The organism is Humibacillus sp. DSM 29435, assembly GCF_001758225.1.
Lineage (GTDB): Bacteria > Actinomycetota > Actinomycetes > Actinomycetales > Dermatophilaceae > DSM-29435.
The window spans coordinates 128130-149726 of record NZ_MAST01000012.1 but is presented as its reverse complement, the minus strand read 5'-3'; the positions used below and the strand labels follow the sequence as shown (position 1 = coordinate 149726).

The 21597-nt window shown below is 69.0% G+C and carries 23 protein-coding genes; 18 read left to right on the top strand and 5 right to left on the bottom strand.

Annotation, left to right across the window (positions count from 1 at the left end; translation table 11 throughout):
- Positions 1-23: 23 nt before the first annotated feature.
- Complete coding sequence (locus BA895_RS09855) at positions 24-2264, top strand: polyribonucleotide nucleotidyltransferase (RefSeq protein WP_070191705.1); 2241 nt, start codon at positions 24-26, stop codon at positions 2262-2264.
- A 148-nt stretch (positions 2265-2412) separates the two neighbouring features.
- Here BA895_RS09855 and BA895_RS09850 read toward each other — a convergent pair whose 3' ends face one another.
- Entirely contained in the window at positions 2413-2754 is a 342-nt protein-coding gene (locus BA895_RS09850; protein WP_070191992.1) for an HPF/RaiA family ribosome-associated protein, read from the bottom strand.
- Positions 2755-2895: 141 nt separating this feature from the next.
- A complete protein-coding gene (locus tag BA895_RS09845) occupies positions 2896-3870 on the bottom strand; it encodes a cytochrome c oxidase assembly protein (protein ID WP_175442290.1) in 975 nt (324 codons plus the stop codon).
- An 81-nt stretch (positions 3871-3951) separates the two neighbouring features.
- Here BA895_RS09845 and BA895_RS23905 point away from each other — a divergent pair, with 81 nt between their 5' ends.
- The 7 genes from BA895_RS23905 to BA895_RS09815 all read left to right on the top strand — a co-directional run bounded on the left by BA895_RS23905 (position 3952) and on the right by BA895_RS09815 (position 10455).
- Positions 3952-4266 (top strand): hypothetical protein, encoded by a 315-nt coding sequence (locus BA895_RS23905; RefSeq protein WP_175442289.1) that lies wholly within the window; start codon positions 3952-3954, stop codon positions 4264-4266.
- 13 nt (positions 4267-4279) lie between these two features.
- Positions 4280-5086: a 4-hydroxy-tetrahydrodipicolinate reductase gene (gene dapB / locus BA895_RS09835; RefSeq protein ID WP_083283177.1), complete on the top strand. Its 807-nt coding sequence runs from the start codon at positions 4280-4282 to the stop codon at positions 5084-5086.
- Positions 5087-5163: 77 nt separating this feature from the next.
- A complete protein-coding gene (locus BA895_RS23900) occupies positions 5164-5304 on the top strand; it encodes a hypothetical protein (RefSeq protein ID WP_175442288.1) in 141 nt (46 codons plus the stop codon).
- A gap of 436 nt (positions 5305-5740) precedes the next feature.
- On the top strand, positions 5741-6853 hold the full coding sequence (locus BA895_RS09830; RefSeq protein ID WP_217493872.1) for a sugar ABC transporter substrate-binding protein: 1113 nt from the start codon (positions 5741-5743) through the stop codon (positions 6851-6853).
- A 122-nt stretch (positions 6854-6975) separates the two neighbouring features.
- Positions 6976-7818 (top strand): ATP-binding cassette domain-containing protein, encoded by an 843-nt coding sequence (locus BA895_RS09825; protein WP_070191702.1) that lies wholly within the window; start codon positions 6976-6978, stop codon positions 7816-7818.
- Complete coding sequence (locus tag BA895_RS09820) at positions 7815-9083, top strand: sugar ABC transporter permease (protein ID WP_070191701.1); 1269 nt, start codon at positions 7815-7817, stop codon at positions 9081-9083. Before BA895_RS09825 ends, BA895_RS09820 begins: the two co-directional genes overlap by 4 nt.
- A gap of 100 nt (positions 9084-9183) precedes the next feature.
- Positions 9184-10455 carry an ROK family protein gene (locus tag BA895_RS09815; protein ID WP_070191700.1) on the top strand — a complete coding sequence of 424 codons (1272 nt, stop codon included), beginning with the start codon at positions 9184-9186 and terminating at the stop codon, positions 10453-10455.
- A gap of 56 nt (positions 10456-10511) precedes the next feature.
- On the opposite strand, the gene BA895_RS09810 is transcribed toward BA895_RS09815, so the two are convergent.
- From BA895_RS09810 to BA895_RS09800, 3 genes are all read right to left on the bottom strand, one after another.
- A complete protein-coding gene (locus BA895_RS09810; RefSeq protein WP_070191699.1) occupies positions 10512-10826 on the bottom strand; it encodes an AzlD domain-containing protein in 315 nt (104 codons plus the stop codon).
- The gene (locus BA895_RS09805) at positions 10823-11500 is read right to left on the bottom strand and encodes an AzlC family ABC transporter permease (protein WP_254666406.1); all 678 of its coding nucleotides are present in this window, start codon (positions 11498-11500) and stop codon (positions 10823-10825) included. The genes BA895_RS09810 and BA895_RS09805 overlap by 4 nt, the downstream gene beginning before the upstream one ends.
- 65 nt (positions 11501-11565) lie before the next feature.
- Positions 11566-12204 (bottom strand): GNAT family N-acetyltransferase, encoded by a 639-nt coding sequence (locus BA895_RS09800; protein ID WP_083283176.1) that lies wholly within the window; start codon positions 12202-12204, stop codon positions 11566-11568.
- Positions 12205-12300: 96 nt separating this feature from the next.
- On the opposite strand from BA895_RS09800, the gene paaA reads away from it, so the two are divergent.
- The 10 genes from paaA (at position 12301) to BA895_RS09750 (ending at position 21597) form a co-directional block, all read left to right on the top strand.
- On the top strand, positions 12301-13383 hold the full coding sequence (gene paaA / locus BA895_RS09795; protein WP_083283175.1) for a 1,2-phenylacetyl-CoA epoxidase subunit PaaA: 1083 nt from the start codon (positions 12301-12303) through the stop codon (positions 13381-13383).
- Positions 13384-13400: 17 nt separating this feature from the next.
- The gene (gene paaB, locus BA895_RS09790; RefSeq protein ID WP_070191988.1) at positions 13401-13718 is read left to right on the top strand and encodes a 1,2-phenylacetyl-CoA epoxidase subunit PaaB; all 318 of its coding nucleotides are present in this window, start codon (positions 13401-13403) and stop codon (positions 13716-13718) included.
- Entirely contained in the window at positions 13718-14473 is a 756-nt protein-coding gene (paaC, locus tag BA895_RS09785) for a 1,2-phenylacetyl-CoA epoxidase subunit PaaC (RefSeq protein ID WP_070191697.1), read from the top strand. Before paaB ends, paaC begins: the two co-directional genes overlap by 1 nt.
- Before the next feature lie 5 nt (positions 14474-14478).
- Positions 14479-14976 (top strand): 1,2-phenylacetyl-CoA epoxidase subunit PaaD, encoded by a 498-nt coding sequence (gene paaD / locus BA895_RS09780; RefSeq protein WP_371327704.1) that lies wholly within the window; start codon positions 14479-14481, stop codon positions 14974-14976.
- 15 nt (positions 14977-14991) lie between these two features.
- Entirely contained in the window at positions 14992-16119 is a 1128-nt protein-coding gene (paaE, locus tag BA895_RS09775; RefSeq protein ID WP_070191695.1) for a 1,2-phenylacetyl-CoA epoxidase subunit PaaE, read from the top strand.
- A gap of 148 nt (positions 16120-16267) precedes the next feature.
- Positions 16268-17227: a type IV toxin-antitoxin system AbiEi family antitoxin domain-containing protein gene (locus BA895_RS09770; protein WP_070191694.1), complete on the top strand. Its 960-nt coding sequence runs from the start codon at positions 16268-16270 to the stop codon at positions 17225-17227.
- Between the two features lie 129 nt (positions 17228-17356).
- A complete protein-coding gene (locus BA895_RS09765) occupies positions 17357-18172 on the top strand; it encodes a thymidylate synthase (RefSeq protein ID WP_070191693.1) in 816 nt (271 codons plus the stop codon).
- 17 nt (positions 18173-18189) lie between these two features.
- The gene (locus BA895_RS09760; protein WP_070191692.1) at positions 18190-18663 is read left to right on the top strand and encodes a dihydrofolate reductase; all 474 of its coding nucleotides are present in this window, start codon (positions 18190-18192) and stop codon (positions 18661-18663) included.
- Between the two features lie 261 nt (positions 18664-18924).
- The gene (gene dapA, locus BA895_RS09755; RefSeq protein WP_070191691.1) at positions 18925-19812 is read left to right on the top strand and encodes a 4-hydroxy-tetrahydrodipicolinate synthase; all 888 of its coding nucleotides are present in this window, start codon (positions 18925-18927) and stop codon (positions 19810-19812) included.
- 99 nt (positions 19813-19911) lie between these two features.
- Positions 19912-21597: a ribonuclease J gene (locus BA895_RS09750; RefSeq protein WP_070191690.1), complete on the top strand. Its 1686-nt coding sequence runs from the start codon at positions 19912-19914 to the stop codon at positions 21595-21597.

Here is a 21597-nt window from a genome sequence, read left to right as displayed (position 1 = left end):
AGAAAAAGAAAGCGAGGGCCCACATGGAGGGTCCAGACATCACGTTCGCCGAAGCCGTCATCGACAATGGCTCCTTCGGCACCCGCACGGTTCGGTTCGAGACCGGCCGCCTGGCCAAGCAGGCCGGCGGCGCTGTCGCGGCTTACCTCGACGACGACACGATGTTGTTGTCCACCACGTCTGCCGGCAAGTCGCCGAAGGACCACTTCGACTTCTTCCCGCTGACGGTCGACGTCGAAGAGCGCATGTACGCCATCGGCAAGATCCCCGGCAGCTTCTTCCGCCGCGAGGGCCGGCCCAGCACCGATGCCATCCTCACCTGCCGTCTCATCGACCGGCCGCTGCGACCGACCTTCAAGAAGGGTCTGCGCAACGAGGTACAGGTCGTCATCTCGGTGTTCTCGCTGAACCCCGACCACCAGTACGACGTGCTCGCGATCAACGCGGCGAGCGTCTCGACCCAGATCTCCGGCCTGCCGTTCTCGGGCCCGATCGGCGCGGTGCGCGTCTCGCTCATCGACGGCCAGTGGGTCGCCTTCCCCAACTTCTCCGATATCGAGAAGTCGGTCTTCGACATGGTCGTCGCCGGCCGGGTCGTGAAGAACAGCGACGGCTCTGAAGACGTCGCCATCATGATGGTCGAAGCCGAGTCGACCGACGCCACGTGGGACCTCGTCACCACCCTCGGCAAGCAGGCGCCGACCGAAGAGGTCGTGGCGCAGGGCCTCGAGGCCTCCAAGAAATTCATCAAGGTGCTCTGCGACGCCCAGTCCGAGCTGGCGGCCAAGGCCGCCAAGCCGGTGCAGGACTTCCCGATCTTCCTCGACTACGAGGACGACGCCTACGCCGCTGTCGAGGGCGCCGTGTCTGACCAGACGGCCGCCGCCCTGACGATCGCCGGCAAGACCGAGCGTGAGAACAAGCTCGACGAGATCAAGGCTTCCGTCAAGGAGTCGCTCGCCGGTTCGTTCGAGGGCCGCGACAAGGAGATCTCCGCCGCGTTCCGCGCCGTGCAGAAGAAGCTCATCCGTCAGCGCATCCTGCGCGACAAGGTGCGCATCGACGGTCGCGGTCTGGCCGACATCCGCGCCCTGGGCGCTGAGGTCGAGGTGCTGGCCCGCGTTCACGGTTCGGCGATCTTCGAGCGTGGCGAGACCCAGATCATGGGCGTCACCACGCTGAACATGCTCAAGATGGAGCAGCAGCTCGACACGTTGTCGCCGGTGACGCGCAAGCGCTACATGCACAACTACAACTTCCCGCCCTACAGCACCGGTGAGACCGGCCGCGTGGGCTCGCCGAAGCGCCGCGAGATCGGTCACGGTGCGCTCGCCGAGCGGGCCCTGATGCCGGTGCTGCCGACGCGTGAGGAGTTCCCGTACGCGATCCGTCAGGTGTCGGAGGCGCTCAGCTCGAACGGCTCCACGTCGATGGGCTCGGTCTGCGCCTCGACGCTCAGCCTGCTCAACGCCGGTGTGCCGCTGCGCGCCCCGGTTGCGGGTATCGCCATGGGCCTGGTGTCCGACACGGTCGACGGTGAGATGCAGTACGCGGCGCTCACCGACATCCTCGGGGCCGAGGACGCCTTCGGCGACATGGACTTCAAGGTCGCCGGTACCCGCGAGTTCGTCACGGCCATCCAGCTCGACACCAAGCTCGACGGCATCCCCGCGTCGGTGCTCGCCGGCGCGCTGACCCAGGCCCGCGACGCGCGGCTGCACATCCTCGACGTCATGGCCGAGGCCATCGACGTGCCCGACGAGATGAGCGAGTTCGCGCCGCGGATCATCACGGTGAAGGTCCCCGTCGACAAGATCGGTGAGGTCATCGGCCCGAAGGGCAAGATGATCAACCAGATCCAGGACGACACGGGCGCCGACATCTCCATCGAGGACGACGGCACGGTCTACATCGGTGCCGTCGACGGCCCCTCGGCCGAAGCGGCTCGGGCTGCGGTCAACGCGATCGCCAACCCGCAGATGCCCGAGGTCGGCGAGCGCTTCCTCGGCACCGTCGTGAAGACGACGACCTTCGGTGCGTTCATCTCCCTGCTTCCGGGCAAGGACGGCCTGCTGCACATCTCCGAGCTGCGCAAGCTCTCGGGTGGCAAGCGGGTCGAGAACGTCGACGACGTCGTCAAGATCGGCCAGAAGATCCAGGTCGAGCTCAAGGAGATCGACCCCCGCGGCAAGCTCAGCCTCGGTGCGGTGGTCGAGGGCGGCGAGTCGGAGGACTCCTCCGCCCCGGAGCCGGCCAACGCCTGATCCGTTCCGGATCGAACCGAACGGCCCGTCACCTCATCGAGGTGGCGGGCCGTTCGTGGTCACCGTCTGGGTGGCTCACCGGGCGAGGCGGCCGAACCGGTCAGCTGGTCACCTGGTCCCCTGGTCAGCTGGTCAGCTGGTCAGCTGGTCAGCTGGTCAGGGCTCGCCGCCGGATCGATCCCCGCGGGCCCCGCCCGATACGGCTCGCGAGCAACCGGTCGAGCTGGTGGGCGGCGCCGCCCACCGCTTCCTCGATGGTGCTCGCGTGGCCGGCGGCGGACACCGGGGGCTGTCCGTCGAGGGAGACCTGAACGAGGCAGGACATGTCGTTGCCGGTCGCTCGGTCGGCACACTCATCGGCCAGATGGACCTCCACCTCGCCCAGACGCTGGGCGTAGGGCGCCAACGCGGCGGCGAAGCGCTTCTCAACCCGCGAGCTCAGCGCCTCGCGGCGGGCTAGCGTCTCGTCGGTGTGGACGTCGATCTGCATGGTGGGCTCCTTCGCGGTGCAGTCGGTGCTGCCGGTGCTGCCGGTGCTCTCGCGAACGTCGCGAGCGTCAGCCCTCCCACCATCTCGCCATCCCGCCCTCACCGGTAGGGGCCAAGGTCACAACAGTCGCGACCTGAGACGTCAGTCGCCGCCGGGTTGACGGCGGGCGAAGCGTGGGTCGGAGGTCCACCACAGCCCCGGCTCCGCCGGAGCGGCAGAGGCGCCAGACGGTTCTGACGCTTCGTCAGCGGGTGCGATCGCAGCGACGCTGGCGGCGTCCTGGGCTGCGTCGAACGCTTCAGCCTCCAGCGCATCACTGCGAACCCACTCCATGAAGACTGCCCCGATCACCGGCAACCCGACCGACTCGGCGACCACGAGCAGTGCCCCACCGCCGAGACGCTGGTCGAAGGCCGGGTCCAGCCCGCTCACCGAGATGCCGGTCCAGCCGGGGAAGTGGGGCGTCAGCAGAGCCGACGACGTCATCACGAGGATGCCGGGAATGGCGTCGGCCAGCCCGTCGATGAAAGCCAACAGGGTGCGCACGCCCGGCGTGGCCCACGCGGGCAGCAGCTCATCGACCATGAGGGGCAGCACGAAGAGCAGTCCCGAGGTGAGCAGCACGACGTCGAGCAGCCAGCGCGCCGGGCTCGACTGCGTGCTGGCCTGGAACCACGGGGTGAAGAAGACCGCGATGATGATGCCGACGGCGAGGGCGGTACCGACGGCCGGGAACATCAGCACCCGCGGCACCGACCCCGCCAGCAGACGAAGCACCCAGTGCCGGCCGTCGGGGTGCAGCCGACGCAGCAGTCTCACGGGGTCGCCCAGAGCGAGACCAACCGGGGTCAGCGAGGCGAGCATCCCGACCTGAAGGGCGCCGACCCAGAAGATGTGGTCGCGGTAGACCGCCAATGGGCCGCACAGTGAGTAGGCGAGGGTGCCCACGCCGAGGCCGGCGTAGAGGCCCACCCGCCAGCCCGACCACCGGATGCCGCCGGCCCGCGCGAGCAGCACCCAGCGGGCGTAGACCCCGGTCACCACGGCGACGGCGAGGATGCCGCTGGGCGACGCCGTCCAGGCCGTCAGGAGTGATAGCGGGGTGAAGTCACGCACCACAGCATCGTCTGCGACCAGCCTGACAGTCCGGTGGGAGCGGGCTGCGGGGAGGACTGCGGGATCGCTAGGGTGCTGGCCATGATGAAGCTCGATCAGGTCACCGAGCACCTGTCGGCTCTCGAGGGTGTTCACCAGCGTGAGCAGGGTGGGCTGTTGCGATGGACCGTGAGGGGTCGCCTGGTGGCCCGGCAGCTCGATGACGACGCTCTGGTCATCCGCAGCGGCTTCACCGAGCGGGAGGCCCTGATCGCCGAACACCCCGAGACGTTCACGGTGGCGCCCCGGTTCGAGGCCCACATGATGGTGGTGGTCGAGCTGGGGAGTGCGTCTTCGGCCGCGGTCCGTGGCGCCCTCGACGCGGCGTGGTCTCTGCAGACGCAGGGTCGCGCCTGACTACGCTGGCGCCGTGAGCCAGAGCGACGCGACGACCCGGCCGACGAGCAGCCCTACCAACGTGATCAAGGTTGCGGTGATCGGCCGCGACGGCCGGATGGGTCTCGAGGCGGTCAAAGCGGTCGAGGCCGCTGCTGGTCTGCGTCTCGTGGGCGCCTACGGCTCCGAGGATGACCTCGGCGAGCTGGGCGGCGCCGACGTCGCTGTCGAGCTGACGGTTCCCGCCGCCTCGCCCGGCAACGTCGCTCACTGCGTCCAACGCGGCGTTCACGTCGTGGTGGGCACGACCGGGTGGGACGACGTGCGACTTGACGCCCTGCGTGAACAGGTGGCCGGCGCCCCGCCGGCCACGAGCGGGGCCGGCGTCGGGGTGCTGGTGGCCCCCAACTTCGCCATCGGGGCACTGCTCATGATGTCGTTCGCGGCGCGGGCCGCCCCGTTCTTCGAGTCCGTCGAGATCATCGAGATGCACCACCCGGCCAAGGTCGACGCGCCGTCGGGCACTGCGGCTCGTACCGCGGCGATGATCGCCGGGTCCCGGTCTGCGGCCGGCGCCGCGCCGTCGCCCGACGCGACGACCGACGATCCCGGGGGTGCCCGCGGCGCCCGGGTGAGCGGCATCCCGGTGCACTCCGTGCGGCTGCGAGGGCTGACGGCCCACCAGCAGGTGCTGCTCGGCAACACCGGAGAGCTGCTCACAATTCGACACGACTCGTTCGAGCGGGCCTCGTTCATGCCCGGGGTCATCGCCGCGGTCCGGGCCGTGGCCGATCATCCCGGTGTGACCGTCGGGCTCGAGCACTACCTCGGGATCGCCTGAGAAGCAGCGCGGCTGGGTAGGTACATCGGTACTGCCGCGACACCAGCTCGCGGCCGAGGATCATCAAAGGAGATGCCATGAGTGCTGCCATGCCGATCATGCCCGCCGGGGGAGACGCCGAGACGTCGTGCACGTGCGACAACTGCCCCGAGAGGTGCACGTGCAACTCGTGCGCCTGTGAGGACTGCACCTGCGAGAACTGCGCCCACGCCGCCTGAGAGCCGCTTGCACCACTTGCACCTCCGCTTCCACCTACCACCACCACCTCGTCAGCGGGCCGGCCGGCCTTTCGAGCTCGATGTTGCTCGTGCCGCTCGGCCCGCTGACCCATGTCCACAGACGGCTGGCCGCCACTGCTCTTCACCCGCGACCACGCCGCGGACGAGTTTGTTGGCGGGAGCAACATGCTCCCCGATGAGAACTGATCCTGCAGACGGCGCTCCGCCCGGAAGATCCGGCATGGGGGGTCTTCAACCATGTCAGCCATCACGATTGAGTCACGATAGGGCCGATCGAGACGGCTATCCGTTGTGCTGTCGGCCAGGGGTTCATATGTTGTGGCCCGCAACATAAGCAAATCATCGTCCGACTCCGTGCTCAGTTCCGGGTTCACGCGAGGGGCGTCGTCAGAGAGGGATACAGATGCGACGAAGCATGTTCTTGGTGACGGCGGCCGTCATGGCCTCCGGCCTGGCCTTGGCCGGCTGCTCATCCTCGGATAGCGGTACGCCGGGCAACAACGTCACGGCAGTGGGGACCGGCAAAGGCGCCACCCCGAAGGTCGGGGTCATCCTCCCTGACACGAAGTCGTCGGCGCGGTGGGCGACGGCCGACCTGAAGTACCTGACCGACGCGTTCAAGGCCGCCGGGGTCGACGCCGACATCCAGAACGCCCAGGGCGACAAGACCCAGTTCCAGACGATCGCCGACCAGATGATCACGAGCGGGGTGAACGTTCTCGTGATCGTCAACCTCGACTCCGGCTCCGGCAAGGCAGTGCTCGACAAGGCCAAGGCGCAGGGCATCGCGACCATCGACTACGACCGCCTCACGCTCGGCGGCGGCGCCGACTTCTACGTGTCGTTCGACAACGTCAAGGTCGGCGAGCTGCAGGGTGAGGGCCTGCAGAAGTGCCTCACCGACAAGAACAAGGCGAAGGCCAACATCGCCTTCCTCAACGGCTCGCCGACCGACAACAACGCCACCCTCTTCAAGGAGGGGGCGGTCAAGGCCCTCAAGGCCAAGACCGACTCCGGCGACTACAAGGTCGTCGCCGACCAGGCCGTGCCCGACTGGGACAACCAGCAGGCCGGCACCATCTTCGAGCAGATGTACACCGACAACGGCGGCAAGATCGACGGCGTGCTCGCGGCGAACGACGGCCTCGGCAACGCGGCGATCGCCATTCTGAAGAAGAACAAGGCCAACGGCACCGTTCCGGTGACCGGACAGGACGCGACCGACCAGGGTCTGCAGAACGTTCTCGCCGGCGACCAGTGCATGACGGTGTACAAGGCCGTGAAGAAGGAGGCCGACGCCGCCTCCGCCCTCGCCATCGCGCTGGCCAAGGGGGAGGACACCAAGAGCATGGCCACCGGCAGCTCGATGGACACCGTGACGAAGAAGGAGGTGCCCTCGGTTCTTCTCGACCCCCAGGCCATCTACTTCGACAACGTCAAGGACGTCATCGCCGACGGCTACACGACCAAGGAAAAGGTCTGCACGGCCGCACTGGCCGACGCGTGTGCCAAGGCCGACATCAAGTGACGCATCCGGCCTGAGCGCCCCGCTCGGCGCGCAGGCCACCGGGTGGGCCGACGAGCTTCAACCCGTCGGCCCACCCGTCTCGACCTCCCCCTATCCCGGGATCCCAGACAACGAGGTGGACCATGACGCAGACCGTGGACGAGAGACCCACACCAACGACGGCTCCCGCGCTCGAGGTGCGAGAGGGCCGCAAGAGCTTCGGCGCCGTCCACGCCCTGCGCGGGGTCGACATCACCGTCCGGGCCGGTGAGGTGACCGCACTGGTCGGCGACAACGGTGCCGGCAAGTCGACGATGATCAAGTGCATTGCCGGGATCTTCCCGTTCGACTCGGGCAAGGTGCTCGTCAACGGGGCCCCCGCCAGCATCCATGGCCCCGGCCAGGCCAGTGCGGCCGGGATCGAGGTCGTCTACCAGGATCTCGCCCTCTGCGACAACCTCGACATCGTGCACAACATGTTCCTCGGGCGCGAGATGAAGAAGGGTCTGCGGCTCAACGAGACGGCGATGGAGACCAAGGCGGCCGATGTGCTGGCCAGCCTGTCGGTGCGAACCGTGCGCTCCATCCGGCAACAGGTGGCGAGCCTCTCGGGTGGCCAGCGACAGACCGTCGCCATCGCGCGTGCGGTGCTGTGGAACTCGAAGATCGTCATCCTCGACGAGCCGACCGCGGCGCTCGGGGTGGCCCAGACCGAGCAGGTGCTGCAGCTGGTGCGCCGCCTGGCCGACGCCGGCCTCGCGGTTCTGCTCATCTCGCACAACATGAACGACGTCTTCGAGGTCGCAGACTCGATCAACGTCCTCTACCTCGGGCAGACCGCAGCTCAGGTGCGCACGTCTGACAGCACCCGGGCCGAGGTCATTGAGCTCATCACGAGCGGGGCCCCCTCCACCGGCGAAGCCGTCCAACCCCGGCGTGACCGACCCGCCACGTCGACCACCACGAACGGGAGCAGGCCCGAATGAGCACCTCCACGCTTCCCCCCGCCTCGAGCCCCTCACCGCTGGCCGGGGCGGTCGAACAACCCACGTTCGGCGAGAACGTTCAGGGCTACCTCAGCAAGATTCGCGGCGGCGACATGGGAACCCTGCCGGCTATCCTCGCTTTCCTCATCCTCTCGGCCGTGTTCGTGGTGCTCAAGCCCGGAACGTTCACCTCCTTCCTCAACATTGCCAACCTCTTCCAGCAAGGTGCTGTCGTCGCGACGATCGGCATGGGGCTGGTGTTCGTGCTGCTCCTCGGTGAGATCGACCTGTCCGCGGGGTTCGCGTCGGGAGTGTGCGGAGCCGTGCTGGCGGTGACGCTCACCAACAAGCAGTGGCCGCTGGTCGCGGCCCTACCGGCCGCGCTGCTCACCGGCGTGGGCATCGGGCTGATCCTCGGGCTGCTCGTCGCCAAGGTCGGCATTCCCTCCTTCATCGCGACCCTGGCCGCCTTCCTGGCGTTCCAGGGCGTCGTGCTGCTCATCATCGGCAACGGCGGCAACATCTCCATCACCAACAAGGCCGTACTGGCCATCGAGAACCAGAACATCGTGCCGTGGCTCGGATGGGTCATCGCGGTCGCCGCGCTGGCGGTCTACGTCGGGCTGAGCCTGCGCCGCTGGCGCATGCGACGCAGCAACGGGCTGCTCGTGCTGCCCCTGGCCTCCCTCGCCATCCGGCTCGGTGCTGTCGTTCTGCTCGTGCTCGCACTGACCTTCGTGCTCAACCAGGAGCGCAGCCTCAACCCGAGCCGCACGTCGATCTCCGGGATCCCCATCGTCATCCCCATCATCGTCGTGCTGGCTCTCGGTCTGACGTTCCTGCTCGACGGAACGGCGTTCGGTCGCCACGTCTACGCGGTCGGCGGCAACGCGGAGGCGACTCGACGAGCCGGCATCAACGTGGCCCGGGTGCGGGTCACCTGCTTCGTCATCTGCTCGACGCTGGCCGCGTTCGCAGGGATCTTCGGTGCCTCGAGGGCCACCTCGGTCGACCCGAACGCCGGCGGCTCCAACGTGCTGCTCTACGCCGTCGGCGCCGCCGTCATCGGGGGAACCTCCCTGTTCGGCGGCAAGGGTCGTGTCGTCGACGCCCTCATCGGGGCCGCTGTCATCGCCGTCATCGACAACGGGATGGGCCTGCTCGGCTACTCGGCCGGCGTGAAGTATGTCGTCACCGGAGCCGTACTGGTGCTCGCCGCCGGTGTGGACGCGCTCTCTCGTGGCCGTCTGCGCGGCGCGAGGTAACCGCTGTAGGTTGACTCGGATGCCGCGTCGGCGCCCCCCGGGCGCGTGGTGACGGGGGTGACCGGCAGGGGAAGCTCGGTGGTCGGGACGGTGGGATGAGATGCGACTCGGAACAGACGACGCGAAACGCCGAGCCGAGACGTCCGGTCAGGACGAGGTTCGTCGGGCCAACGTCTCGACGGTGCTGCGGCTGGTGCACTTCGGTGGGGCCAAGACCCGATCGGAGATCGTGGCGGCCACGGGGCTCAACCGGAGCACCGTGGGTGCCCTCACGGCCGAGCTGGTGCGTCTCGGGCTGATCCGCGAACGTCGCGGTGAGGTCGTCGGCAAAGGCCGACCCTCCAACGTCGTCGAGCCGGTGAGCCAGTCGGTGTACGTGCTCGCCTTCGACATCACAGCGGGCGAGGTGGCTGCTGCTCGCGTCGGTCTCGGCGGCTACCTGCTTCAGGTGCGTCGTCGGCTGCATCAGGGGCCGGTCCAGGACGTGGCTGGGGTCGTCGACCACCTCGCGATGCTCGTCCGCGAGATGCGGGCGAAAGCCGCCCCCGGCTCGCTCTGCCTCGGCGTCGTGGTGTCGGTCCCGGCGAGCGTGCGGCAACCCGACGGTCTGGTACGACGGTCTCCGTCGCTCGGATGGTACGAGGCACCACTGGTTGTCATGCTCGCTGCCGCCCTGGGCCATGAGCTCCCCGTCGCCGCGGGCAACGACGGTGACCTGGGGGCCGTCGCCGAGTACCTGCGCGGGGCGGCTCGAGGTTCTCGCGACGTGCTCTACATCCGTGGTCAGGACGGCATCGGGGGAGGAGTCATCGTCGATGGTGAGCTGCTCAAGGGCGCAGGTGGCTACGCCGGCGAGCTCGGCCATATCGTCGTGCGCCCCGAAGGTCGCCACTGTGCGTGTGGTGCCAGGGGGTGCTGGGAGGCCGAGACGGGTGACTCGGCCATCATTCGCGCGTTCGGCCGCAACCCCCACGACTCTGACATCGAGGACGTCATCGCCGACGTCGCCACCGGTAGCCGTCGGGCGCTCTCGGGCGTGCGAAAGACCGGGGAGATCGTCGGGCTGGGGCTCGCGACGCTGATGAACATCTTCAACCCCGACACGGTCGTGCTGGGGGGGTCGTTCGGGTCTCTCTTTCCCACCATGGAGCCGACCCTGCACGCTGCTGTTGCGCGGGCCCTCGGCCCGATCCGCGAGCAGGCGACCCTGGTGCGTTCCGAGCTCGGTTCGGACGCCCAGCTGATCGGAGCCGCGGAGGTCGCCTTCGCCGACGTTCTCGACCACCCGGTCCGCACCATCGAGGCTCTGCTGGCCGTCGCGACGCCGAACGCCGCCGAATCGAACATCAAGGCGATACGCGCCACGAGCTGAGTCGGGCCCGGTGCCTGCGGCGAGATGCGGAGAAGCCCTGTGGGCTCACCGCATTCTCACCCCCACCCGAGCCAGCGCAACCCGGCGGCTGTCGCCGCGCCGGCCACGACGACGACGATGAAGGGGGCTCGGAGCAGCAGGGCGAGTACCGCCACGCCCACCGCCGCCAGCCGAGCATCGACCACGAGGGTGCCGGAGGGGCCGGTGAACGTCTGGGTCGCGACGAGGGCCGCCAGCAGGGCCACCGGCATGGCGCCCATGACGCGCCTGGTGCTCCGTCCCGAGAGCAGGTGTGCCGGGATGAGATGCCCGGCGAGCTTGGTGGCAAAGGCGATGACGGCCGCGACGATGATGGCGCCCCAGAGGTTCATGACCTCGCACCGATCGGCTCGTCACCGTTCACCCGCGGCTCACGCCACGCCAGCAGGGCAGCGGCCGCAGCCACCACGACCGGGATGCCGGGAGGCAGGGTGGGCGTCAGCAGGGTGGCCACGACACCGCCTACGACAGCGATCGCGACGCTGTCACGACTGCGGAGCCGCGGCCACAGCAACGCGATGAAGGCGGCGCACGCAGCAGCGTCCAGCCCGTAGGTGCGAGGGTCGCCGATCGCATTGCCGACCAGCGCGCCGACGAACGTCGTGAGGTTCCAGAGCACGAAGACGCTGATACCGGTCACCCAGAAGCCCAACCGCGAGGCCGGCACGTCGTCCTGGGTCACGGCGACGGCCATCGACTCGTCGATGGTCAGATGGGCCGCTGCGACGCGCCGCGGGCCACGCACGCCCAGCAGCGGGGTGAGCTCGAGGGCGTAGAGAGCATTGCGCAGGCCCAGCATGGAGGCGGCCGCGATGGCCGAGGCGGCGGAGGCGAGGCCGCCGGCGGCGATGATGCCGACGAACGCGAACTGGGAGCCGCCGGTGAACATGAGCAGTGACAGGGCGCAGGCCTGCCAGACGTCGAGGCCCGCAGCCACGGCGAGGGCGCCGAAGCTGATGCCGTAGGCCCCGGTGGCGACGCCGACCGACAGTCCCTGTCGAAGCACGCGACGGCGCGTGGCCGGATCGAGACGAGCCGGCCCGCGGTGGCTCGAGCCCGCGGGAGTTGCACTCACTCCTGCGTCACCGAGGCACCGAGGCGCACCTCCCACACGGTGGCACCCTCGTTCGACACCACCCGCTCGCGCTGGGCGCCGTCGCTCTCGAGGCCGGCCGAGTGAAGGAAGGCACGCACCTCTTCGGCGTCCGCCAGGATCCAGACGGCCAGCGATACGCGCCCGCGGCCGCGCGCCGTGTCGACGACGGCGTTGAGCAGGCGAGACCCATGACCCTGACGCCGCGCCTCGGGGTGCACGCCGAGCACGAGCAGCTCGGCCCCGTCGTCGGCCAGGTCGGGGTCGACCGAGGGCGCCACTGCGGCGAAGCCGACGACCTGCTCTCCGGCGCAGGCCACGAGCAGGATGTGGTCGCGCGAGGGCGGGCTCTGCAGCGAGCTGCGCCACGCGTTGGTGAACCCGCGGGGCTCGAACTGGTCGACGACCTCGGCGGGGAGGTGAGCGGCATACGCCTCACGCCACACCACCGCCTGCACGAGGCCTACCGCCGGTGCGTCGCTCACGCGGGCGATGCGCACACTCGCGTCGGCCACCGGGGGGGCTGCCTCGCCCTGAGACGTCGCGTGCTGGTGGTCGTGGGCATGCGAGTGGTCGTGGGCGTGCTGATGGTCGGGTGCGCTGGCCGAGGTATCCACCCCGGCATCCTCTCAGGCGCGCGTCAGGCAGCCACCGTGCCGGGGGTGGTGCCCCGCACTTTGCCCGGAAGCGGGGTCATCTCGCATACTGGACGTATGTATGGCAACGACGTCATCGACCCGAACGAGCCCCTCAACGCCGCCGAACAGGCGGCGGCCGAGGGCACCGACGACGGGGTTGCGAGCCTGTCGCCGGCCGGCCGACGTGAGCAGGCGGCGACCGACCTCGCCGCCTTCGACGCGCTCATCGCCGCCGACCAGCGCATCGAGCCGCGCGACGCGATGCCCGAGAAGTACCGCCAGACGCTGATCCGTCAGATCGCCCAGCACGCGCACTCCGAGATCATCGGCATGCAGCCCGAGGGGAACTGGATCACCCGGGCGCCGTCGTTGCGCCGCAAGGCGATCCTGATCGCCAAGGTGCAGGACGAAGCCGGCCACGGCCTCTACCTCTATTCGGCCGCCGAGACTCTCGGCATCGACCGTCAGGAGCTGCTCGAGCGGCTCCACGACGGCAAGCAGCGATACTCCTCGATCTTCAACTACCCCACCCTGACCTGGGCCGACAACGGCGCCATCGGCTGGCTCGTCGACGGGGCCGCCATCATGAACCAGGTGCCCCTCTGTCGGTGCTCCTACGGGCCGTACGCCCGGGCCATGATCCGGGTCTGCAAGGAGGAGAGCTTCCACCAGCGACAGGGCTTCGAGATCCTCTGGACCCTGATGCGTGGCACCGAGAGCCAGCAGGCCATGGCCCAGGATGCGGCGAACCGCTGGTGGTGGCCCGCACTGGCCATGTTCGGCCCACCCGACACCGGTGACGCGGCCGCCGGACCGACATCGGGCAGCCACACCGAACAGTCGATGGCCTGGGGCATCAAGCGGTTCGCCAACGACGAGCTGCGTCAGAAGTTCGTCGACATGACGGTGCCGCAGGCTCAGAAGCTCGGCCTGACCCTGCCCGACCCCGACCTGCGCTGGAACGAGGAGCGCGGTCACTGGGACTTCGGCCAGGTCGACTGGGACGAGTTCTGGCGGGTGCTGCGCGGCGACGGTCCGTGCAACGCCGAGCGCATCGCCCACCGGCGTAGGGCCCACGACGACGGTGCGTGGGTGCGCGAGGCAGCGAACGCCCACGCCGCCAAGGCGCAGACCCGGGCGCGGGAGAGTGCTGCGTGAGCGAAGGCTCGACCCGCATCTCCGACGGTTCGCCGACGCCGACGACCCCCGCGGAGAGGAGCTGGCCGCTCTGGGAGGTGTTCGTGCGCGGCAAGCGGGGGCTGTCGCACGTGCACGTCGGCTCGCTGCACGCCCCCGACGCCGAGATGGCCCTGCGTAACGGACGGGACGTCTACACGCGGCGGCAGGAGGGCGTGTCGCTCTGGGTGGTGCGCGCCGACGACATCACCGCGAGCAGCCCCGACGAGAAGGACTCCTTCTTCGACCCGGCAGCCGACAAGATCTACCGGCATCCCACCTTCTATGACGTGCCCGACGACGTGGAGTACCTGTAATGGCTTCTGCCACGTACCTGCTCGGACTGGCTGACGACGCGCTGATCTACGCCCAACGGTTGGGGGAGTGGATGACCAACGCCCCCCAGATCGAGGAGGACATGGCCCTCGGCAACATCGCGCTCGACCTGCTGGGGCAGGCTCGAGCCCTCTACCCTCACGTCGGAGAGCTCGACGGCACGGGCCGGGGTGAGGACGACTTCGCCATGCTTCGCTACGAGCGGGAGTTTCGCAACGTCCATCTGGTGGAGCAGGAGCGCGGCGACTTCGCCCAGGAGATGGCCCGGCTGCTCTGGTTCTCGGCCTACCAGGTCGAGCTGCACCGCTCGCTCAGCGGCGCCACCGACGAGGTGGTGCGGGGCGTGGGGCAGAAGGCGGTCAAGGAGGTGCGATACCACCTCGACCATGCCCAGCAGTGGGTCGTGCGTCTCGGCGACGGCACCGACGAGTCGCACCGTCGGATGCAGGCGGCGCTCGACTGGGTGGCGCCCTACGTCGACGAGCTGTTCGACGACGACCCGGTCTCGGTGGCCGCCGTCCGTGAAGGCAGCGTCGGCGTGCACTCGCCGGCCTCATTGCGCCCCGCGGTCCAGCACGTCGTCGAGCTGACGGTGTCGCAGGCCACCCTGACCATGCCCGACCCGCCGGCGTGGCGCTCGCGGGGTGGGCGTGACGGCATCCACTCGCGCCCGATGGGCTACCTGCTGGCTGAGCTGCAGCACATCGCCCGATCGCACCCCGGCGCCACCTGGTGAGTGCCGTGATCACCGATCTGTCTGTGGTAGAAGCCATCTCGCGTATTCCTGACCCGGAGGTGCCGGTGATCTCGATCGCCGACCTCGGCATCCTGCGGTCGATAGAGGTCGACGAGGCAGACCACCGGGTGGTCGTCACGATCACCCCGACGTACTCGGGTTGCCCGGCCATGGAGGCCATCACCTCGCGCATCGTGTTCGAGGCCGACCGCCGGGGATACGCCGCCGACGTGCTGACGCGGCTGTCGCCGGCGTGGACGACCGACTGGATGAGCGACGAGGGCAAGGAGGCACTGCGCCGGTTCGGTATCGCGCCGCCCGGTCCCGTGACGCACGGGCACACCGGCCCGGTCGCCGTGTCGCTGCAGAAGCGGGTCGTCACCTGCCCGAGCTGCGGCTCCGACGACACCACCGAGATCGCGCACTTCGGGTCGACCGCGTGCAAGGCCCTGCGCCGGTGCGAGTCGTGCCGCGAGCCCTTCGACGAGTTCAAGGCGATCTGAGATGGTGACGCCCCAATGACCGACACCCTTGACGGGCAGACAGACTCGCCGGCCAGGCATCGCGCCCGCTTCCACGAGTTGAACGTCGTCGAGGTCGAACGGCTGACCGACGAGTCCGTGGCCGTCACCTTCGCGGTGCCCAACGAGCTCACCGGCGAGTTCGCCTTCCAGCCGGGGCAGCACCTCACCGTGCGGGCCACCATCGACGGCGACGACGTGCGCCAGTCGTACTCCATCTGCCAGTCGGTCGCTGCGAAAGGCCGCAGCAACACGCGGCGGGTGGCGGTCGCACGGGTTCCCGGTGGCCGGATGTCCAACTGGTTCAACGACGTCGTCCAGCCGGGTGATGTGGCCGACGTGATGACGCCGCTCGGTTCCTTCACCTGCCCCACGCAGCCTGACAGCATCCGTCATCACGTCGCCATCGCCGCAGGCTCGGGCATCACCCCGGTGATCTCGTTGTTGACCACGGCCCTCGAGCAGGAGCCGGGCTCGCGCGCGACGCTGCTCTTCGGCAACCGCCGCACCAGCTCGATCATGTTCCTCGAAGAGCTCGAAGACCTCAAGAACCGTTTCCCGGGCCGCTTCCAGCTCATCAATGTGCTGTCGCGCGAGGCCCCTGACGTCGAGCTGTTCCACGGTCGACTCGACCGCGACCGGCTCGAGGCGATCTTCGCGGCGCTCGTGCCGGTCGACCAGGTCGACGAGTGGTATCTCTGTGGGCCGTTCGGCATGGTCACGGGCGCCGAGGCCCTGCTCACCGAGCGAGGCGCCGACCCGCGCCACCTCCACCACGAGATCTTCCACGTCGACGACGGCACGGCGCCGCGACGCCCGGTGGTCATCGACGACTTGGCGCCGCCCGAGGCGACCGTCACGGTCAACCTCGACGGGCGAACCACGGTGATCCCGATGCCCTCGAAGCAGGAGTCGATTCTCGATGCCACGCTGCGGATGCGGCCTGACGCGCCCTTCTCGTGCACCAACGGGGTGTGCGGCACCTGCCGGGCCCGGCTCGTCTCGGGCGAGGTGACAATGGACCGCAACTACGCGCTCGAGCCGGAGGAGGTCGCGGCCGGCATCGTGCTCGCCTGCCAGAGCCACCCGGTCACCGACGAGGTCAGCCTCGACTACGACGCCTGACCGGTTCGACCGGATGCCGCCCTCCGTCTGTCTCCCGTGTGCGGATGTCCGGGTCGGGGCCCAGGTCACCGCCCACGCGGGACTTACCGGTGCAGGATCCTGTGGATGGCGCCGAACTGCCAGGCCCTCGGAGTTTCATGATGGGCCTATGGCCCCATTCGACCGTCTCCTACGGGCCCGGATTGCCGGGCAGGCCGGACTCTTCTCCCGGCCCCAGGCCCTCGGTGCTGGGATCACCGACGACACGATCGCCTGGCGCGTGAAGACCGGCCGATGGGTGACGGTGCACCCAGGGGTCTACCTGACGACGCCGGGTCGCGACGACTGGGAGATGCGAGCCGTGGCCGGCCTGCTCTATGTCGGCGCGCCGTCAGGGCTACGCGGGGCGAGCGCAGCCTTCGCCTGGGGCCTGGTTCCGAGCCCCCCTGCACTGCTCGAGGTCGTGGTTCCAGCACAGCGTCGTGGCACCTCGAAGGTGGGCCTGACCGTCGTGCGCAGCCGCAAGGCATCGGAGCGAATGCATCCCTCCGCGTGGCCTCATCGCACGACCGTCGAACACACGGTGCTCGACCTCTCGATGGGCGCCGGTGTCGACCGGTTCGTTTCGCTCGCGGCTCGTGCTCTCCAGCGTGGCCTGGCGAGCGAGCAGACCTTGGTGGACGCGTTGTCGGGTCGGCCGAACCAGAGCCATCGCGTCCTGGTGACTGAGGCCCTCACCGACGTGGCAGCGGGCGCCGAGAGTGCTGCCGAGCGTCGCTATATCAACGACGTCGAGCGCGCCCACGGTCTGCCGGAGGGGCGTCGCCAGGCTCGGGCCGGAGGCCTGCGGCGGCGCGACAACGAATACGACACGGTCCAGGTCGTTGTCGAGATCGACGGACGTCTCGCCCATGCCGGCTGGAGCGCCCAGCAGCGCGACGGCCTCCGCGACCGTGAGGCAGCGAAGGGTGGACGACTCACGGTGCGTGGCTACTGGGCCGATGTCGCGGTCACTCCGTGCTCCTTCGCGCTGGACCTGGGTGGCATCTTCCGGACGCGCGGGTGGGTGGAGACATTGCGACCGTGCCGACGGTCCGGGTGCGCGGTGGCAGGAGCGCAGGCGGCCTGACCCGTGTGTGCAGCTGCCCGTGTCCTGGCCCGGGAAAACGCACACGGGGCACGAGGCTTCGGCTCGACTCGACCGCCGCCGGCACGCCACCTCGAAGGTGGTGTCGGGCGACGGCGCTAGGCTCCGAGCGTGCGCCAGTACCTCGAGCTGCTCGACCATGTTCTGACCAACGGTCAGGAGAAGTCCGACCGAACCGGCACCGGAACCCTCAGTGTCTTCGGGCACCAGATGCGCTTCGACCTCGCCGACGGCTTCCCGGCCCTGACCACCAAGAAGCTGCACCTGCGCTCGATCATCGGCGAGCTGCTCTGGTTTCTGCGCGGCGACACGAACATCGGCTGGCTGCACGAGCGCGGCATCTCGATCTGGGACGAGTGGGCCGACGCGAACGGCGACCTCGGCCCGGTCTACGGCCACCAGTGGCGCTCGTGGCCCACCCCTGACGGGCGCAGCATCGACCAGATCGCCAGGCTGCTCGACCAGATCCGCAGCAACCCCGACAGCCGTCGTCTCGTGGTGTCGGCCTGGAACGTGGCCGACGTCGATGACATGGCCCTGCCCCCGTGCCACACGTTGTTCCAGTTCTACGTTGCGCCGCCCGCGGAGCCAGGTGCCCGTCGCCGGCTCTCGTGCCAGCTCTACCAGCGCAGCGCCGACATCTTTCTCGGGGTGCCGTTCAACATCGCCTCCTACGCGTTGCTCACCCAGATGGTGGCGCAGCTGACCGACCTCGAGCCGGGGGAGTTCGTGCACACCCTCGGTGACGCGCACCTCTACCTCAACCATGTCGAGCAGGCCCGGCTGCAGCTGACCCGCACCCCCCACCCCCTGCCGACGATGCGGATCACCCCGGGCGTCACGAGCATCGACGCCTTCGACCTGGGCGACTTCGAGCTGGTCGACTACGTGGCCGACCCCGCCATCCGCGCCGCGATCGCGGTCTGAGCGCTGCGGCAACCGACATGACCTACGTCACCATGATCGTCGCCGTCGGGCGCAACGGGGTGATCGGCGACGGTCTGGCGATGCCGTGGCACCTGCCCGCCGACCTGCGCTACTTCAAGCGAACGACGATGGGTCACCCGATGGTGATGGGTCGTCGCACGTTCGAGTCGATGGGGGTGCTGCCCGGGCGTCGCAGCATCGTCGTGACCCGGCAGCCGCAGTGGCAGTGGCAGCACGACAACGTCGAGGTGGCACACTCACTTGCGGAGGCCTGGGCCCTCACCGCAGACGCAGCTGAGGTGTTCGTGGTCGGTGGCGGCGAGATCTACCGCGAGGCGATGCCGGCTGCCGACCGTCTGCTGGTCACCGAGGTCGACCTCGCGCCGGAGGGGTCGGTGTCCTTTCCCGAGATCGACCCGTGCACCTGGCTGGAGACCGCTCGAGAACCCGGCGAAGGTTTCGCCTGGGTGACCTATGAACGCAAGACCTGAGGCCCGAGCCGCCCGCCGTCGAAAAGAACCCCGAGTTTCTTCGATCTGGCTGCAACAACCGCCGAAGTTACGCGATAGTAGGGGAGGCGGGGCACTACTCGGACCCCCGAGCGAGTGGTGCCTCGTCACCTTTGGCTCCCGGCCAACCGCCTGAACGGCCCACCCGTTGAACCGCGCGCGGTGCAGAACGTCGTTCCGGGTCTGCGCTCACCGACCGCGGGGCAACCGAACGGGGTCCACCACGGGCGCTAACCTTGGCCCATGGCAGCCGCACCCGCGCTCGGAGTCGTTCTCTCGGCCATGGTCACGCCGATGCGTGCCGACGGAGCGATCGACCTCGACGAAGCCCAGCGCTTGGCGACCTTTCTCGTCGACGCCGGCCACGACGGGCTCGTCGTCTCGGGCACGACCGGCGAGTCGCCCACGACGTCGGCGGCCGAGAAGGACCAGCTGCTGCGGGCCGTCGTCGAGGCGGTGGGCGATCGTGCCGTGGTCATCGCCGGCGTGGGCAGCAACGACACGGCCAAGAGCATCGAGTCGGCCCAGCTGGCCCAGAAGGCCGGGGCGCAGGCCGCACTTGCGGTGACGCCCTACTACAGCAAACCCCCTCAGTCAGGTCTGGTCGCCCACTTCACGGCGATCGCCGACGCCAGCGACCTGCCCGTGATGATCTACGATATTCCCGGCCGGTCGGTCGTCTCGATCGCGCGCGACACCTACCTGCGCGTCGCCGAGCACGCGCGCATCACCGCCGTGAAGGACGCCCGGGGAGACCTCCCCTTCGCCCGGGAGATCATGCAGTCGACCGGCCTCGACTGGTACTCCGGTGACGACGCCCTCGACATGGCGCACTTCGCCAACGGGGCGGTCGGCTTCGTCGGGGTCACCTCCCAGGTGGCTCCCGCGGCCTATCGCAGGCTGGCGGATGCCGTGAGGTCAGGTCGTTGGGGCGATGCGCTCGCGGTGAACGACGGCCTCGTCGGCATCGTCGACGCCGTCATGAACGTGACCCAGGGGGCCATCATGGCCAAGGCCGCCCTGATGCTGCAGGGCCACCTCGGCACGGCGACCGTTCGGTTGCCGCTGCTGCCCGCCGACGAGAGCGAGACGGCGCGGTTACAGGCTGCCCTCGCCACGATTCCCACCTGACACCTCTCCTGACACCTCTCCTGACCCCGAACCACCTGCACCACCCGAACAACCTCGCTGCCCGGCATCCGGGCCGCGCCACCGACCGACAGGACTCACGTGAGCCATCCCCACCCCGAGCTGACCGCGCCACCCACCCTCACCGACGACGGCCTTCGGGTCGTCGCCCTCGGCGGGCTGGGCGAGATCGGGCGCAACATGACCGTGCTCGAGACGAAGGGACGCCTGCTGGTCATCGACTGCGGCGTGCTCTTCCCCGAAGACCACCATCCGGGCGTCGACCTGATCCTGCCCGACTTCTCCTACATCGCCGACCGTCTCGACGACATCGAGGCGATCGTGCTCACGCACGGCCACGAAGACCACATCGGCGCCGTTCCCTACCTGCTGAGGCTCAAGGGCGACATCCCGCTCATCGGCTCCACCCTGACGCTGGCCCTCATCGAGGCCAAGCTCAAGGAGCACCGCATCCGCCCGTTCACCATGGCGGTCAAGGAGGGGCAGCGTGAACGGCTCGGCGTGTTCGACCTCGAGTTCGTGGCGGTCAACCACTCCATCCCCGACGCGCTCGCGGTCTTCGTGCGCACCGACGCCGGCACGCTGCTGCACACCGGTGACTTCAAGATGGACCAGCTGCCCCTTGACGGGCGTCTGACCGACCTGCGGGCCTTCGCCCGGCTCGGCGAGGAGGGGGTCGACCTGTTCCTCACCGACTCGACCAACGCCGACGTGCCCGGCTTCACCACTCCCGAGCTCGAGATCGCTCCCGCCATCGACAAGGTCATGCGGCACGCCGAGCGCCGGGTCATCGTGGCCTGCTTCAGCAGCCACGTGCACCGGGTGCAACAGGTGCTGTACGCCGCCGAGAAGGCCGGTCGCAAGGTGGCCATGGTGGGCCGCTCGATGGTGCGCAACATGGGCATCGCGGCCGAGCTGGGCTACCTGCACGTCCCCGACGGCATCCTCATCGACATCAAGAAGCTCGACAGCCTGCGCGACCACCAGGTCGTGCTCATCTGCACCGGTTCGCAGGGCGAGCCGATGGCCGCCCTGTCGCGGATGGCCAACCGGGAGCACCGCATCGACGTCGGCCCCGGCGACACGGTGCTGCTCGCGAGCAGCCTCATCCCCGGCAACGAGAACGCGGTCTACCGCATCATCAACGGGCTGATGCGTCTCGGGGCCAATGTCGTGCACAAGGGCAACGCCAAGGTGCACGTCTCCGGGCACGCCAGCGCCGGTGAGCTGCTCTACTGCTACAACATCGTCAAGCCGCGCAACGTGCTGCCGGTGCATGGCGAGTGGCGCCACCTCTACGCCAACGCCGAGCTGGCCAAGCTGTCCGGCGTGCCGAAGCAGAACGTCGTGCTGGCCGAGGACGGCGTCGTCGTCGACCTCATCGGCGGTCAGGCCTCGATCGTCGGGGTCATCGAGGCCGGCTACACCTACGTCGACGGCAGCAACATCGGCGGCACCGACGAGGCGCTGCTGAAGGACCGCCGCATCCTGCGTGACGAGGGGTTCATCACCTGCATCGTCGTGCTCGACGCCGCCACCGGCAAGATCGCGTCGGGCCCCGACATCACCGCACGCGGCTTCGTCGAGGACGAGGCCATCTTCGCCCAGGTCATCCCCAAGGTGAGCCGGGCCATCGAGGAGGCCGTGGCGAAGGGGGTGCGCGACGACCAGCAGCTTCAGCAGATCATCCGCCGTACCGTCGGATCCTGGGTCGGGGGCAAGATCCGCCGCCGCCCGATGATCATCCCGATCGTCGTGCAGGCCTGA

Excerpts from the sequence above, each read along its gene's own strand:
- BA895_RS09855 (WP_070191705.1), top strand. The coding sequence starts at position 24 with ATGGAGGGTCCAGACATCACGTTCGCCGAAGCCGTCATCGACAATGGC.
- BA895_RS09760 (WP_070191692.1), top strand. The coding sequence starts at position 18,190 with ATGACCTACGTCACCATGATCGTCGCCGTCGGGCGCAACGGGGTGATC.
- BA895_RS09830 (WP_217493872.1), top strand. The coding sequence starts at position 5,741 with ATGTTCTTGGTGACGGCGGCCGTCATGGCCTCCGGCCTGGCCTTGGCC.
- dapA (WP_070191691.1), top strand. The coding sequence starts at position 18,925 with ATGGCAGCCGCACCCGCGCTCGGAGTCGTTCTCTCGGCCATGGTCACG.
- paaA (WP_083283175.1), top strand. The coding sequence starts at position 12,301 with ATGTATGGCAACGACGTCATCGACCCGAACGAGCCCCTCAACGCCGCC.
- BA895_RS09770 (WP_070191694.1), top strand. The coding sequence starts at position 16,268 with ATGGCCCCATTCGACCGTCTCCTACGGGCCCGGATTGCCGGGCAGGCC.
- BA895_RS23905 (WP_175442289.1), top strand. The coding sequence starts at position 3,952 with ATGATGAAGCTCGATCAGGTCACCGAGCACCTGTCGGCTCTCGAGGGT.
- paaE (WP_070191695.1), top strand. The coding sequence starts at position 14,992 with ATGACCGACACCCTTGACGGGCAGACAGACTCGCCGGCCAGGCATCGC.
- BA895_RS09825 (WP_070191702.1), top strand. The coding sequence starts at position 6,976 with ATGACGCAGACCGTGGACGAGAGACCCACACCAACGACGGCTCCCGCG.
- BA895_RS09850 (WP_070191992.1), bottom strand. The coding sequence starts at position 2,754 with ATGCAGATCGACGTCCACACCGACGAGACGCTAGCCCGCCGCGAGGCG.
- BA895_RS09820 (WP_070191701.1), top strand. The coding sequence starts at position 7,815 with ATGAGCACCTCCACGCTTCCCCCCGCCTCGAGCCCCTCACCGCTGGCC.
- paaC (WP_070191697.1), top strand. The coding sequence starts at position 13,718 with ATGGCTTCTGCCACGTACCTGCTCGGACTGGCTGACGACGCGCTGATC.
- BA895_RS09810 (WP_070191699.1), bottom strand. The coding sequence starts at position 10,826 with ATGAACCTCTGGGGCGCCATCATCGTCGCGGCCGTCATCGCCTTTGCC.
- BA895_RS09815 (WP_070191700.1), top strand. The coding sequence starts at position 9,184 with ATGCGACTCGGAACAGACGACGCGAAACGCCGAGCCGAGACGTCCGGT.
- BA895_RS23900 (WP_175442288.1), top strand. The coding sequence starts at position 5,164 with ATGAGTGCTGCCATGCCGATCATGCCCGCCGGGGGAGACGCCGAGACG.